At 70.6% G+C, this 14,927-nt stretch carries 11 protein-coding genes and 1 tRNA gene; 6 read left to right on the plus strand and 6 right to left on the minus strand.

Annotated elements, in window-relative coordinates:
• Positions 1-32 precede the first annotated feature (32 nt).
• The 5 genes from pepN to pyk all read left to right on the plus strand — a co-directional run bounded on the left by pepN (position 33) and on the right by pyk (position 8,001).
• Positions 33-2,534, plus strand: a complete 2,502-nt coding sequence (gene pepN / locus ACWDEN_RS14030; RefSeq protein WP_351618620.1) for an aminopeptidase N — start codon at positions 33-35, stop codon at positions 2,532-2,534.
• Positions 2,535-2,660: 126 nt separating this feature from the next.
• On the plus strand, positions 2,661-3,491 hold the full coding sequence (locus ACWDEN_RS14035) for an SDR family oxidoreductase (protein ID WP_351618623.1): 831 nt from the start codon (positions 2,661-2,663) through the stop codon (positions 3,489-3,491).
• A 141-nt stretch (positions 3,492-3,632) separates the two neighbouring features.
• On the plus strand, positions 3,633-5,009 hold the full coding sequence (locus ACWDEN_RS14040; RefSeq protein ID WP_450859061.1) for a pyridoxal phosphate-dependent decarboxylase family protein: 1,377 nt from the start codon (positions 3,633-3,635) through the stop codon (positions 5,007-5,009).
• Positions 5,006-6,427 carry a lysine N(6)-hydroxylase/L-ornithine N(5)-oxygenase family protein gene (locus ACWDEN_RS14045; protein ID WP_351612041.1) on the plus strand — a complete coding sequence of 474 codons (1,422 nt, stop codon included), beginning with the start codon at positions 5,006-5,008 and terminating at the stop codon, positions 6,425-6,427. The genes ACWDEN_RS14040 and ACWDEN_RS14045 overlap by 4 nt, the downstream gene beginning before the upstream one ends.
• Before the next feature lie 134 nt (positions 6,428-6,561).
• Positions 6,562-8,001, plus strand: coding sequence for a pyruvate kinase (gene pyk, locus ACWDEN_RS14050; protein ID WP_450859064.1), 1,440 nt, complete (start codon positions 6,562-6,564; stop codon positions 7,999-8,001).
• 59 nt (positions 8,002-8,060) lie between these two features.
• Here the strand turns inward: pyk and ACWDEN_RS14055 are convergent.
• Positions 8,061-8,135: transfer RNA gene (locus ACWDEN_RS14055), tRNA-Leu, on the minus strand.
• A gap of 100 nt (positions 8,136-8,235) precedes the next feature.
• Between ACWDEN_RS14055 and ACWDEN_RS14060 the strand changes: the two genes are divergently transcribed.
• Positions 8,236-8,892, plus strand: coding sequence for an ANTAR domain-containing response regulator (locus ACWDEN_RS14060; protein ID WP_351612046.1), 657 nt, complete (start codon positions 8,236-8,238; stop codon positions 8,890-8,892).
• Positions 8,893-8,952: 60 nt separating this feature from the next.
• On the opposite strand, the gene ACWDEN_RS14065 is transcribed toward ACWDEN_RS14060, so the two are convergent.
• The 5 genes from ACWDEN_RS14065 to ACWDEN_RS14085 all read right to left on the minus strand — a co-directional run bounded on the left by ACWDEN_RS14065 (position 8,953) and on the right by ACWDEN_RS14085 (position 14,772).
• Positions 8,953-9,669 carry an ABC transporter ATP-binding protein gene (locus tag ACWDEN_RS14065; protein ID WP_351612049.1) on the minus strand — a complete coding sequence of 239 codons (717 nt, stop codon included), beginning with the start codon at positions 9,667-9,669 and terminating at the stop codon, positions 8,953-8,955.
• Entirely contained in the window at positions 9,666-10,634 is a 969-nt protein-coding gene (locus ACWDEN_RS14070) for an ABC transporter ATP-binding protein (protein ID WP_351612052.1), read from the minus strand. The genes ACWDEN_RS14065 and ACWDEN_RS14070 overlap by 4 nt, the downstream gene beginning before the upstream one ends.
• A 5-nt stretch (positions 10,635-10,639) precedes the next feature.
• The gene (locus ACWDEN_RS14075; RefSeq protein WP_351612054.1) at positions 10,640-12,481 is read right to left on the minus strand and encodes a branched-chain amino acid ABC transporter permease; all 1,842 of its coding nucleotides are present in this window, start codon (positions 12,479-12,481) and stop codon (positions 10,640-10,642) included.
• 5 nt (positions 12,482-12,486) lie between these two features.
• Positions 12,487-13,419, minus strand: a complete 933-nt coding sequence (locus ACWDEN_RS14080) for a branched-chain amino acid ABC transporter permease (RefSeq protein WP_351612057.1) — start codon at positions 13,417-13,419, stop codon at positions 12,487-12,489.
• 111 nt (positions 13,420-13,530) lie between these two features.
• Complete coding sequence (locus ACWDEN_RS14085) at positions 13,531-14,772, minus strand: branched-chain amino acid ABC transporter substrate-binding protein (RefSeq protein ID WP_351612059.1); 1,242 nt, start codon at positions 14,770-14,772, stop codon at positions 13,531-13,533.
• Positions 14,773-14,927 lie beyond the last annotated feature (155 nt).

Raw genomic sequence — 14,927 nt, forward strand, 5'->3', positions numbered from 1 at the left:
GCGCTGTCAGTGCGATCAGGCAGCATGGCCGCATGTCCGCACTCACGCGCGATGAAGCGCAGCTCCGAGCACAGTTCCTCGACGTCCACCGCTACACGGTCGAGCTGGACCTCACGACCGGGGACGAGACCTTCGACTCCCGCACCGTGATCCGGTTCATCGCGCGGTCCGCCGGGGACACGTTCGTGGAGCTGAGGCCCGCCGAGTTGCGCGCGGTCACGCTCGACGGGGAGCCCCTCGACCCCGAGTCGCTCGACGACGGCCGGCTGCCGCTGAAGAACCTCTCCGCCGGGGAGCACGAGCTGCGCGTCGACGCGGCCATGCGCTACTCCCGCACCGGCGAGGGCATGCACCGCTTCACCGACCCGAGCGACGGCGAGACGTACGTCTACACGCAGATGTTCATGGACGACGTCCAGCGCGTCTTCGCCGCCTTCGACCAGCCCGACCTGAAGGCCGTATTCGAGGTCTCCGTCAGGGCGCCCGAGGGCTGGACCGTGCTCGCCAACGGCATCACCGAGCGGCGCGACGACGGCGTCTGGCAGGCGGCGCCCACCCCGCTGATCTCCACCTACCTGGTCGCCGTGGCCGCGGGCCCCTGGCACTCGGTGCGCACGGAGCACCGCGGGCTGCCCTTCGGCATCCACTGCCGCCGCTCCCTCGCGCCCCACCTGGAGGCCGACGCCGAGGAGATCCTCGACGTCACGCGCGCGTGCTTCGACCGCTACCACGAGAAGTTCGCGGAGCCGTACCCATTCGACTCCTACGACCAGGCGTTCGTCCCCGAGTTCAACGCGGGCGCCATGGAGAACCCGGGCCTGGTCACCTTCCGCGACGAGTTCGTCTACCGCTCCGCCGTCACCGACAGCGAGCGGGAGACCCGCGCCATGGTCATCGCGCACGAGATGGCCCACATGTGGTTCGGCGACCTCGTCACCCTCAAGTGGTGGGACGACATCTGGCTGAACGAGTCCTTCGCCGAGTACATGGGCTACCAGACCACCGCCGAGGCCACCCGCTTCACCGGCCCCTGGACCGAGTTCGGCGTCACCCGCAAGGCCTGGGGCTACGACGCCGACCAGCGCCCCACCACCCACCCGGTCGCCCCCGAGAAGGTCGACGACACGGCCTCCGCACTGCTCAACTTCGACGGCATCTCCTACGCCAAGGGCGCCTCCGCCCTGCGCCAACTGGCCGTCTGGCTCGGCGAGAAGGACTTCCTCGCCGGCATCAACACCCACTTCGCCCGCCACAGGTTCGGCAACGCCACCCTCGCCGACTTCATCGACTCCCTGGCCTCCGCCACCGAGCGCGACGTGCCCGCCTGGGCCGACGGCTGGCTGCGCACCACCGGTGTGGACACGCTCACCCCCCGCCTCACCACCGCCGACGGCGCCTGCACCCTGACCGTCGACCGCGTGGGCAGCCGCCCGCACCGCCTCACCGTGGGCCTGTACGACCACGACGTCGCCGACGACGGCCGGCTGGTGCTGCGCGAGCGCCTCGACCTCGACGTCCCGCAGAGCGCCCCGCAGCCCATCGGCAGGCGCCCCGCGCTGCTCGTGCCCAACGACGGCGACCTCACCTACGCCAAGGTCCGCTTCGACGCCGAGTCCTTCGACACGGTCCGCGCCGGCCTGTCGGGCCTCCCCGACCCGCTCACCCGCGCGGTCGTCTGGAACGCCCTCAGGGACGCCGTACGCGACGCCGAACTGGCGCCCGCCGCCTACCTGGAGACGGCCCGCGCCCACCTCCCGCGCGAGACCGACCTCGCCCTGGTGCAGGGCGTCCTCGCCTTCGCCTCCGGCCAGATCGCCACCCAGTACCTGAAGCCCGAGGACCGCCCGGCCGCCCTGTCGGCCCTCACCGCCCTCTGCCGCGACCTGCTGCGGCGCACCGAGGACGGCGACCACCCCGGCCTGCGCCTGATCGCCGTACGGCACCTGATCGGCGTGGCCGCCCACCCGGACACCATCGCCGCCTGGCTCGCCGACGGCACGGTGCCCGGCGGGCCGGAACTCGACCCCGAGCTGCGCTGGCGCATCCTCGGCCGGCTCGCCGTGCTCGGCGCCACCGACGAGGCCGCCATCGCCGCCGAGCTGGAGCGCGACCCGAGCGCCACCGGCCAGGAGGGCGCCGCCCGCTGCCGTGCGGCCCTGCCCGACCCGGAGGCCAAGCGGACGGCCTGGGAGGCGATGTTCGCCGGCGACGACCTGTCCAACTACCTCTTCACGGCCACCGCCCAGGGCTTCTGGCAGCCCGAACAGGCCGATCTGGTACGGGAGTACGTGCCGCGCTTCTACGAGGACGCCGTCGCCGTCGGTGCGCGGCGCGGACCCGCCATGGCGGTCGCCGCCGGCCGCTGGGCCTTCCCGGCCCATGCCGTCGACACGGAGAACCTGCGGCTCGGCGAGGCCTGTCTGCGCGAGGCCGACCCCACCCCGGCCCTGCGCCGCACCCTCGCCGACCGCCTCGACGACCTGGCCCGCGCCCTGCGGGTGCGCGACGAGCAGGAGGAACCGGCGGCACAGTGAGCACGGGTGGAGTAGGTCCGACGGCCTAGGGCGCGGCTGGTCCCTGGCGACGATGCGGCGGCCCGGACGGCCTTCCTAGGCTCGAGCTGTCAGCAACGATCAGCCGAGCCCTGGGAGGCACCCTCCATGATCGTAGTGACCGGCGCGACCGGCAACGTCGGCCGTGCCCTCGTCGACCGACTCCTCGCTGCGGGCCGGCCCGTGCGGGCGCTCACCCGCGACCCGCAGCGGGCCGCCCTGCCCGAGGGCGCCGAGGTGGTCCGGTTCCAACCGGACGACCCGGCCGCCCTGTTCGGCGGGGCGACGGCCCTCTTCCTGTATGCCCAGGCCGGCACGGCCGACCTCCTGGCGGCCGCCCGCGCCCACGGGGTGCGGCATGTCGTGCTGCTCTCCAGCGGCATCGTCCAGGAGGGCGCCGACGAGACCCACCCCATCCACGTCCTGCACGCCACCGCGGAACAGCAGATCCGCGACAGCGGGCTCGACTGGACCTTCCTGCGCCCGAACGCCTTCGCCACCAACGCCCTGCAGTGGGTGCCGCAGATCCGCGCCGGCAACGCCATCCGGGGCGTGTTCGCGGACGGGCTCTCCGCACCCATCCACGAGGACGACATCGCGGCCGTCGCCGAGCGGGTCCTGCTCGACGGCGGGCACGAGGGCGCCGTGCACCGGCTGACCGGACCCGAGGCGATCAGCAACGCCGGGCAGCTCGCGGCGATCGGCGAGGCCCTCGGCAGGGAGCTGACGTTCGTGGAGACCGACCCCCGCGAGGCGGGACCGGAGCTGTTCCCGCACGTCCCGCCGTACATGCTGGAGCGGCTGCTGCGGACCTTCGAGGAGTCGGTCGGTGTGCCGCCGGAGATCACCGACACCGTGCAGAAGGTCACCGGCACCCCGGCCCGCACGTTCGCCCGGTGGGCGCGGGATCACGCGGACGACTTCGGCGCAAGGGCCTGATCGCTCCGCCTCCGCGTACCCACTTTCGGGTTCCGGTCGTTGGGCTTTCGGGACACACGGGGTTCTTCCCGTACAAGGTGGAAGCCCAAGGGTCCGTAAAGGCCGGAATGCCGGGGCGTTCCGCGAGTGGAGGGGCAGCCGATGAGCGGTGAGGAAGCTCTGCGCACGCCGCCCCTCGCCTCGGGACCCCACGGCCCCGCCGCCCTGCGCCCCCTGCTCCGCACCGTCCTCGACGCGCTCGCGGCCGGTGCCCGGGCGCGCGGCGGGCCGCTGCCCGGCGGGGGACCGGAGGCCGTCGCCGCGCACGTCGCCGACGTGCTCGGGGACGCCCTTCCCGACCAGGGCGACCCCGACGCCCTGCGCGCCCTCGTGCACGCCCTGGCCGAGGGCGCCGCCGACCCCGCCGACCCGCTGTGCGCGGCCCATCTGCACTGTCCGCCGCTCGCCGTGGCCACCGCCGCCGACCTCGCCGTCAGCGTCCTCAACCCGTCCCTGGACTCCTGGGACCAGGCCCCGGCCGCCTCCGCCGTGGAGGCCGCGGTCACCCGCGCCCTGGCTCGCGCCGCCGGTCTCGCCGACGCCCTCGTCACCACCGGCGGCACCGAGTCCAACCAGCTCGCCCTGCTCCTCGCCCGCGAGGCACACGGCGGCAGTGTCCGATTGATCTGCGGGGCCAACGCCCACCACTCGCTGCCGCGCGCCGCCTGGCTGCTCGGCCTGCCCGACCCGGTCCTCGTCCCGGCGGCGGGCGGCACCCTCGACCTCGCCGCCCTCGACGAGGCCCTCACCACGCTCTCCGGCCCGCTGCTGGTCGCCGCCACCGCCGGCACCACCGACGCCGGACTCATCGACCCGCTGCCCGAGATCGCCGGCCTGTGCGCCGCGCACGGAGCCCGCCTGCACATCGACGCGGCCTACGGCGGAGGCCTCCTCTTCAGCGACCGGCACCGGGAGAGACTCGCCGGACTGGAAGCCGCCCACACCGTCACCCTCGACCTGCACAAGCTCGGCTGGCAGCCGGTCGCCGCCGGACTCCTCGCCGTCGCCCGCCCCGGCGAACTCGCCGTACTGCACCAGCGCGCCGACTATCTGAACGCCGACGACGACACCGGGGCCGGGCTCCCCGACCTGCTCGGCCGCTCCCTGCGCACCACCCGCCGCCCCGACGTCCTCAAGATCGCGGTCACCCTGAAGACCCTCGGCCGCACCGGACTCGGCACCCTGATCGACCAGGTCTGCGCCCACGCACGCGAGTTCGCCGCGCTGGTCGAGGCACACCCCGGCTTCGAGCTGTACGACCGGCCCGCGATCAGCACCGTCCTGTTCCGGCCCGCGGGCGCCACCGACGACGCCGTGGCCGCCGTACGCCGTGGGCTGCTGCACGAGGGCCGGGCCGTCCTCGGGCGCGCCCGCCTCGACGGCCGCCTCTGGCTCAAGGCCACCCTCCTCAACCCCCACACCCGGCCGGACGACCTGGCCCGGCTCCTGAAACTCGCAGAAGAAGGCACCCTCGCATGACCAACCCCCCGTGCCACGAGCCCACCTCCCCCCGCGACCTGGTCGGCATCGGCATCGGCCCCTGCAATCTCTCGCTGGCCGCGCTCGCCCAGCCGCTCGCCGAACTCGACGCCGTCTTCTACGAACAGCGCCCCGGCTTCGACTGGCACCCCGGCCTGCTCATCGAGGGCGCGACCATCCAAGTGCCGTTCCTGGCCGACCTGGTGAGCCTCGCCGACCCGACCAGCCCGTGGAGCTTCCTGAACTACCTCAGGACCCGCGAGCGGCTCTTCCCCTTCTACTTCGCCGAGCGCTTCCACATCCAGCGCGCCGAGTACGACGCCTACGGCCGCTGGGTCGCCCAGAGCCTGCCCGGGCTGTGCTTCCGCCACCAGGTCGACGCGGTCAGCTGGAACCCCGAACGGGACGTGTTCGAGGTCGACTTCACCCAGCTCGACGCCGCGGGCGAGGCAGAGGCGCTGGGCCGTACCTACACCCGCAACGTCGTCCTGGGCGTCGGCGCCGCGCCGTACGTACCCGATCCGCTCAAGCCCCTGGTGGCCGCCCCGGGCGTGCCGGTCATCCACGCCGCCGACTACCTGGACCACCGTTCCGCGATCCTCGCCGCCGAGCACGTCACCGTCGTCGGCTCCGGGCAGTCCGGTGCCGAGGTCTTCCTCGACCTGCTGCGCAACCGCCCCGCCGGGCGGGAGAAGCTGCACTGGATCGGCCGCAGCGAGGCGTTCGCGCCGATGGAGTACTCCAAGCTGGGCCTGGAGCACTTCACCCCCGACTACACCCGCTACTTCCACGCCCTCGCCGAGCCCGTCCGGGACCGGCTGGTCGCCGCGCAGTGGCAGCTGCACAAGGGCATCGACGCCGGCACCCTCGCCGCCATCCACGACGAGCTGTACCGGCGCACCCTGCACGGCGGCTGGCCCGACGCCGTCCTCACCCCGGGCGTCCGGGTCCGCACCGCCGGCCGGATCGCCACGACCAGGATCGAGCTGCACCTGGAACACCTCCAGCAGGACAGCCGCTCCCGGCTCACCACCGACGCCGTCGTCCTCGCCACCGGCTACCGAGACCGCCCGCTCGGCCACGTCCTCGCCGGGCTCGACCCGTACCTGCGCCGCGACAGCAGTGAACGCCTGCGCATCGACGAGGAGTTCCGGCTCGTCCTCGACCCGTCCGTGACCGGCTCGGTCTACGTCCAGAACGCCGAGCTGCACACCCACGGCGTGGGCGCACCCGACCTCGGCCTCGCCGCCTGGCGGAGCGCGACCATCCTCAACTCGCTCACCGGAAAGGAGCCGTACCCGCAGCCCTCGCGAACCGCTTTCACCTCATTCGGACTCGAGGCGATCCAGCACCCCCGGCACCGCATGCCGCAGGCCCGCCAGGCACAGCACCTCACGCCACTGGTCGACGGCAGGTGATCCCCAAGGGGAATTCGCTCATCGGAGCGAGTGACCGCACAATTCAACACTTGTCAATGACCATTTACTCAAAGGTTGTTGAGTGGTCATGTGGGGCCGAATCTCTACCCGCGGGTAAGGCCTAGGCTCGACATATGCGCCGAGCAAAGATCGTCTGTACTCTGGGGCCCGCCACCGACTCGTACGACCAGATCAAGGCACTGGTCGACGCCGGAATGGACGTGGCCCGGTTCAATCTCAGCCACGGCACCCACGCCGAACACGAGGAGCGTTACCGGCGAGTGCGCAAGGCGGCCGACGAAACCGGCCGCAGCGTCGGAATTCTCGCCGACCTTCAAGGCCCGAAGATCCGGCTCAGCCGTTTCGGTGAAGGACCGGTACTCCTTGAACGCGGCGACACGTTCACCATCACCGTCGAGGACGGCGTGGAGGGCGACCGCCACCAGTGCGGCACCACCTACGCCGGCCTCGCCGCCGACGTCTCCCCCGGTGAGCGCATCCTCGTCGACGACGGCAAGGTCTGCCTGGAGGTCACCGCCGTCGACGGCCCGCGCGTCCGCACCCTCGTGGTCGAGGGCGGCATGGTCTCCGACCACAAGGGCCTGAACCTCCCCGGCGTCGCCGTCTCCGTCCCCGCCCTGTCCGAGAAGGACGAGGAGGACCTGCGCTGGGCGCTGCGCACCGGCTTCGACGTCATCGCGCTCTCCTTCGTCCGCAGCGGCGACGACGCCAGGGGCGTGCACCGGATCATGGCCGAGGAGGGCCGCCGCCTCCCGCTGATCGCCAAGGTCGAGAAGCCGCAGGCCGTGGCGAACCTCGACGACATCGTGGCCGTCTTCGACGGGCTCATGGTCGCGCGCGGCGACCTGGGCGTGGAGATGCCCCTGGAGCAGGTGCCGATCGTGCAGAAGCGCGCGGTCAAGCTCGCCAAGCGCAACGCCAAGCCGGTCATCGTCGCCACCCAGATGCTCGACTCGATGGTCGACAACGCCCGGCCGACCCGCGCCGAGGCCTCCGACGTGGCCAACGCGGTCCTCGACGGCACGGACGCGGTGATGCTCTCCGGCGAGACCAGCGTCGGCAAGTACCCGGTCGAGACCGTGCGCACCATGGCGAAGATCGTCGCGGCGGCCGAGGAGGACATGCTGGCCAAGGGCCTGCCGCCGCTGACCGAGCGGAACAAGCCGCGCACCCAGGGCGGCGCGGTCGCCCGCGCGGCGGCGGAGATGGGCGACTTCCTGGGCGCGAAGTTCCTGGTGGCGTTCACCCAGTCGGGAGACACCGCCCGCCGCCTGTCCCGCTACCGGTCCCCGATCCCCCTGCTGGCCTTCACCCCCGAGCCGGCCACCCGCTCCCAGCTCAGCCTCACCTGGGGCGCCGAGACCTTCCTCGGCCCGCACGTCGACTCCACCGACGCCATGGTCGACCAGGTGGACGAGCTGCTGCTGAAGTACGGCCGCTGCGAGAAGGGCGACGTCGTGGTGATCACGGCCGGCTCCCCGCCCGGTGTCTCCGGCTCGACCAACATGGTCCGGGTCCACCACATCGGGGAGGACGACAGCCCTAAGGCATGAAAAAGGGCCCCTCACCTGAGGGGCCATCCGGAACGCTGACCTTGGAATCCAAGGAAAAGTGCCCCGGGTCGGACTCGAACCGACACTGTACGGGTTTTGAATCCGTTGCCTGCTGCCAATTGGGCTACCGGGGCTCGCAGAATCCAAGGTTTCCCCCGACCCTCCGCGCGTCCACCATACCGTAGCTAGGTAGGCTCTTGTCAGCAGTACCCCTGCCTGGAACGAGGAGCCCCCGTGACCGCCGAGTCGCCCCAGCCCGTAGACGCGCCCGACGACGACAAGTCGCACGTGCCTCCGCTGACGACCCGTGTCGTCATCGCCGAGGACGAGGCCCTGATCCGGCTCGACCTGAAAGAGATGCTGGAGGAGGAGGGGTACACCGTCGTAGGCGAGGCCGGGGACGGTGAGCAGGCCGTCGAGCTGGCCCGCGAGCACCGGCCCGACCTGGTGATCATGGACGTGAAGATGCCCAGGCTGGACGGCATCTCCGCGGCCGAGAAGATCGCCGAGGAGTCCATCGCGCCGGTGCTGATGCTCACCGCCTTCTCACAGCGCGACCTCGTCGAGCGCGCCCGGGACGCCGGCGCCATGGCGTACCTGGTCAAGCCGTTCAGCAAGAGCGATGTCGTCCCGGCCATCGAGATGGCCGTCTCCCGCTTCACCGAGCTGAAGCAGCTGGAGCAGGAGGTCGCCGACCTCACCCAGCGTCTGGAGACCCGCAAGCTGGTGGACCGGGCGAAGTCGATCCTCCAGACCGAGTACGGCCTGACCGAGCCGGCCGCGTTCCGCTGGATCCAGAAGACCTCGATGGACCGGCGGATGTCGATGCAGCAGGTCGCGGAGGCTGTGATCGCGGACAACGAGGAGAAGAAGGCGGCCAAGAAGGGCTGACCCGTACGGCAAAGGCCCGCGCCCCGGAGAAGGGGGCGCGGGCCTTTGCCGTCGTGACGGTCAGTCCTCGCCCAGATAGGCCTTGCGGACCGACTCGTCGTGCAGCAGGTCCTGCCCCGTGCCGGACAGCACGATGTTGCCGACCTCCATGACATGGCCCTCGTCGGCGAGCGAGAGCGCCGCCTGGGCGTTCTGCTCCACCAGCAGGATCGTCGTGCCCTGGGACTTCAGCTCGGCGATCGTCGCCATGATCTTCTGCATCATGATCGGCGACAGGCCCATCGACGGCTCGTCCAGCATGAGCAGCTTCGGCTGGGACATCAGGGCGCGCCCCATCGCCAGCATCTGCTGCTCACCGCCGGAGAGGGTGCCCGCGGCCTGCTTGCGCCGCTCGCCCAGGATGGGGAAGAGGTCGTAGGCGCGCTGGATGTCCTTCTCGATGCCGGGCTTGTCGCCGCGCAGGAACGCGCCGAGGCGCAGATTGTCCTCGATGGTCATGCGCGGGAAGATGTGCCGCCCCTCGGGGGAGTGGGCGAGGCCCAGGGAGACCACCTGGTGGGCGGGGACCTTCTTCAGCGACTTGCCGTTGAACCGGATCTGGCCGCCGACCGGCTTCAGCAGGCCGGAGAGCGTGCGCAGGGTGGTGGTCTTGCCGGCGCCGTTGGTGCCGATGAGGGTGACCACCTGACCGGCCTCGACCTTGAAGGAGATGCCCTTGACGGCTTCGATCTTGCCGTAGGCGACCCTCAGGTCCTCCACTTCGAGCAGTGCGGTCATCGGTCGTTCTCCTTGCCGGGCGCGGCGTCGGTCGTGGTCTCGGCGTCCGCCTCAACAGACTCAGTAGCCTCAGCAGACTCGGCTGCCTCACCGGCCTCGGCGTTGGCCTCGGCGGCCTCCACCTCGGCCACCTCTTCGTCGCCGGGCGCGTTCTCGAAGGGCTCGCCGAGGTAGGCCGCGATGACGCGTTCGTCGCCCTGGACGGTGGCGCTGTCACCCTCGACCAGTTTCTCGCCCTGCACCAGGACGGCCACGCGGTCGCAGAGGTTGAAGATGAAGCGCATGTCGTGCTCGATGACGAGGACGGCGATTCCCTTGTCCCGGATGGCGAGGACCAGTTCCTCGGTGGCCCGGGTCTCCTGCGGGTTCATGCCGGCCGTCGGTTCGTCGAGCAGCAGCAGTCCGGGCTCGCTGGCCAGCGCGCGGGCGATCTCCAGCTTGCGCTGCTCGCCGTAGGGGAGGTTGCGGGCGAGGTGCTCGGCCTTCTTCTCCAGGCCCACGAACTCCAGGAGTTCCATGGCGCGTTCGCGGGAGGCCTTCTCGGCGCGGTGGAATCCGGGGCCGCGCAGCAGCGCGGACCACAGGCCTTCCTTGGTGCGGGTGTGCCGGCCGACCAGGACGTTCTCCAGGACCGTCATGTTCGCGAACAGCCGGATGTTCTGGAAGGTGCGGGCGATGCCGGCCGCGGTGACCTTGAAGGACTTGGGCGGGAGCACCTGGCCCTTGTAGCGGACCTCGCCCTCGGTGGGCACGTACAGGCCGGTCAGGCAGTTGAAGAAGGTCGTCTTGCCGGCGCCGTTGGGGCCGATCAGGCCGACGATCTCGCCGCTCTGGACGGTGAAGTCGACATTGCGTACGGCGGTGAGGCCACCGAAGCGCATGGTCACGCCGCGGGCGTCCAGCACGACCTCGCCGGGTGCGGAGGCGCCGGGGACGGCGTCCTTGGTGGTGGTGTCGGTAGTCATCGTGGTCAGGCCCCTGCCTTGGTGAGGACGGCGGGTGCTTCGGCCTCTTCGTGGAACTCGAGCTGGCGGCGCCGGTTGGGGATGAGGCCCTCCGGACGGAAGCGCATCAGCAGGATGAGGGTGACGCCGAAGGCGAAGAGCTGGTAGTCGCCCAGGAACTGCAGCTTGGCCGGGATCAGGTACAGCAGGGACGCGCCGACCAGCGGACCGGCGATGGTGCCCATGCCGCCGAGGACCACCGCGGCCAGCAGGAAGGCCGAGTTGGGTGGTACGGCGTAGGCGAACTGGTACTGCTCGGGGGTCACGGTGTAGGTGACGTGGCCCTGGACGGAGCCGGAGAGACCGGCCAGGCAGGCGCCCAGGGCGAAGGCGATGAGTTTGACCCGGAAGCCGTTGATGCCCATGGCGAGCGCCGCGGTCTCGTCCTCGCGGATGGCGATCCAGGCGCGGCCGATGCGGGAGTCGCTGCTGCGCCGGAACACCACGACCACGATGAACGTGATGATCAGCATCAGCAGCAGGTAGTTGGCGAACCGGCCGATGGTGGTGCCCAGGATCTGGTGCTCCTGGCCGAAGTCGAAGCCGGCGATGTTCAGGTTCGGGATCGAGGAGATGCCGTTGGAGCCGTTGGTGACGTCCGGGCCCGAGGTGCCGTCCATGTTGAGGACGGTGATGCGGAAGATCTCACCGAAGCCGAGGGTGACGATGGCCAGGTAGTCGCCGCGCAGTCGCAGGGTCGGGGCGCCGATGACGACGCCGAAGATCATGGCGACGACCGCGCCGAGCAACGCCGAGGCCCAGAACGGCCAGTTGACGTGCAGGGGGGAGGACGGCGAGCCGGAGACCAGGGCCGCGGTGTAGGCGCCGACGCCGAGGAAGGCGACGTAACCGAGGTCGAGGAGGCCGGCGAGGCCGACGACGATGTTCAGGCCCAGCGCGACGGTCGCGAAGATCAGGATGTAGACGCCGATCGTCGCGTACTGGTCGTTGGACTGGGTGAAGGGGAAGGCCGCGGCGGCGACGAAGGCGCCGGTCATGGTGACGGTGCGGTGCTTCGCGGTGATCGCCGAGACCCGGGCCACGAGCCCGGCCTTGGAGAGGGCGGCGAAGCCGAAGCCGGCGGTGATGAGGAAGCCGATGAACAGCTCGTCGTACGGTGTGCTGACGCCGTAGCTGAAGACCCACAGGCCCACGGCCATGGCCGCGACGATGACGAGGATCTCGGCATAGGCCGGCAGGGTGCGCGCCGGTTCCGGGGCCTTGGCGACGAAGGCCGCCTTGAAGATGTTCCATTTCTGCCGGGAGTTGTGCCGGAACAGCTCCCAGCCGCGGTCGTCCGGGTCGGCGAGGTCGGGCTCCGGCCGTTCGAACGGCAGGGCCAGCGCGCCGAGCAGGGCGGCCAGGGTGGCGACGGCCACGACGAAGCCGCCGGGCTCCAGGTTCACCAGGCCGCCGAGCTCGTCGCTGATGGCGATGACGGTGTACCAGGCGGTGGCGAAGGTACCGAGCGCGGCCAGCTTCAGGGCCGCGTCGGCGCTTCCGGGCGTCAGCCACCCGAGGCCCCTGACGCCGTAGGAGGCGAGGCCGAACAGGGTGGTGAGGATGCCTCCGATCAGCACCAGGACCTGCAGGCCGCCCGGGTAGCCGTAGACGGTGAGGTCACCGGGGAAGTCGGCGGTCCAGGTCCAGGACAGGAACGTGGAGACGATCGCGAGGGCGCCGCCGCCGGTGGCGAGGGCCCTGCCGAGCGGGGCCGGCAGACCGATCAGGCCGGACGGGGCGGTGGCGGGTGCGCTCGGGGTTTCCGGCGTCTCGGGGGTGTCGGATGTGGTGGTCTGTGTGGTCATCGGTGTCACGCCCTGTCCGCGACGCGTTCGCCGAGCAGGCCCTGCGGCCTGAACAGCAGTACGAGGATGAGGAGTACGAAGGCCCAGACGTCGGCCCAGGACTGGCTGCCGAACTTGTCCATGCCGGGGATGTTCGCGATGTAGGCGGTGGACAGGGCCTCGGCCACACCGAGGACGAGACCGCCGAGCATGGCGCCGTAGATGTTTCCGATGCCGCCGAGGACGGCCGCGGTGAAGGCCTTGAGACCGAGGAGGAAGCCCATCTTGAAGTCGATCTGGCCGTACTTGAGGCCGTAGGCGACGCCTCCGACGGCCGCGAAGGCGGCGCCGAGAGCGAACGCGATCACGATGATCCGGTCGGTGTTGACACCCATCAGCTTCGCGGTGTCCGGATCCTGGGCGGTGGCCTGCATGCCGCGGCCGGTACGGGTGCGCATCACGAAGTAGGCGAGGAAGGCCATGCTGAGCGGGGCCGCGATCACCAGGAAGATGTCACCGGTCTGGATCGTGACGCTGCCGATGTCGAAGGGGCCGCCCGGAATCGTCGGGAAGGTGCGGGCGGACTTCGCTTGGGGGTACCAGGCCCACACGGCCTGCTGCAGGGCCAGGGAGAGGCCGATCGCGGTGATGAGGGGGGCGAGACGGGGGGCGGTGCGCAGGGGACGGTAGGCGAACCGTTCCGCTCCGACGGCGACCAGGACGGCGACCAGGACCGCGCCCACCAGCATGAGGGGCAGGGCGACCCACATCGAGGTGCCGTCAGGCAGTATGTACGCGTAGACCGTGAGCGCGCCGAAGGCGCCGGTCATGAAGATCTCGCCGTGGGCGAAGTTGATGAGCTGGACGATGCCATAGACCATCGTGTAGCCGATGGCGACCAGCCCGTACATGGATCCCAGTAGCAGGCCGTTGACCAGCTGCTGCGGCAGTTCGTTCACCGCATGTCCTCCGAGAGGTTCGGAAAGCTTCGACGGATGGGGCCGGATGCGAGGACGCGCGGGGCGCCAGTGGAACAGCGCCCCGCGCGGCTCTGTGGATGCGGGTGTGGGTCAGCTGCTGGGGGTGTACGTGCCGGACTGGGCAGCCTTCCAGGCGCCGCCGTCGACCTTGTAGACGGTGAGCTGCTTGTTGGTCGCGTCACCGAACTCGTCGAAGGAGACCTTGCCGGTCACACCGTCGAAGGAGACGTTCTGCATCGCGGCGGTGACCTTGGCGCGGGCGTCGGACGGCAGCTTGCCGCCGTTGGCGTCGACGACCTTCTTCACCGCTTCGATGATCGACCAGGCCGAGTCGTAGGAGTAGCCGCCGTAGGCCGCGTAGTCCTCCTTGTAGCCCCCCGCCTTGTAGTCGGCGACGAACTGCTTGGCGGAGGCCAGGGTCTCGACCGGGGCGCCGACCGAGGTGGCGAGGTCACCGGTGGCGGCGCTGCCCGCGAGCTTGATGAAGGTGGGGTCGTAGATACCGTCACCGCCGACCAGCGGGACGTTGGCGCCCGCCGACTTGATCTGCTTGCTGAGCGGACCGGCCTGCGGGTACTCGCCGCCGTAGTAGACCACGTCGGCGCCCGAGGACTTCACCTTGGTGGCGACCGCGGAGTAGTCCTTGGTGTCGGGGTTGATGTGCTCGGTGCCGACGACCTTGCCGCCGAGCTTCTTGAACTCGTCGGTGAAGGTGGCGGCGAGGCCGGCGCCGTAGGTCTTCTTGTCGTCGATGACGAAGACCTTGGTCTTCTTGGCCGTGTTGTAGACGTACTGGGCGGCGAAGGGGCCCTGGATGGCGTCCGTGGTCGCCGTGCGGAAGTACGACTTGTACGGACGCGCCTTCGACGTCTGCCAGTTGGTGCCCTGGGTCAGGGCGGGGTTGGTGTTGGCCGGCGAGACCTCGACCAGCTTGGCGTCGTCGAAGACCTTCTGCATCGACTGGGCCACGGACGAGTTCAGCGGGCCGACCACGCCGAGGACGCTGTTGTCGCCGACGAACGCGGTGGCGTTCGACTGCCCGGAGGAGGGCTGGGCCTGGTCGTCCTTGGCCACGATCTTGAAGGTGACGCCCTTGACGTAGTTCTTCTTGTTCGCGGTGTTGACCGCGAGGTCCACCGAGTTCTTGATGCCCAGGCCGAGCGCGGACAGGTCGCCGGTCAGCGGGGCGTCGACGCCGATGGTGACGGTGGTGCCGCCGCCCTTGCCGGAGTCCGAGCCCTTTCCGCCGCTGTCGCGCGAGCCGCAGGCCGTGAGGGTGAGTGCTCCCGCTGCCAGCGCGGCGGTGATGGCGATGAGCGAACGTTGACGCACGATCAGTCCTTTCCCCAGGACGACCGCATCCCTGTGGAAGCGGTCGAGCCGCGCGCCTGCCCGAAGTGACGAGCCGAAGAGGAGATCGAGGGCGCGGTGACTGGCCGTGACTCTAAGCGTGTGCGGGGAATGTGGAGGAGAGCTTGACCAAGGCT

The sequence above is a fragment of the Streptomyces sp. NPDC001153 genome (genome assembly GCF_053598315.1).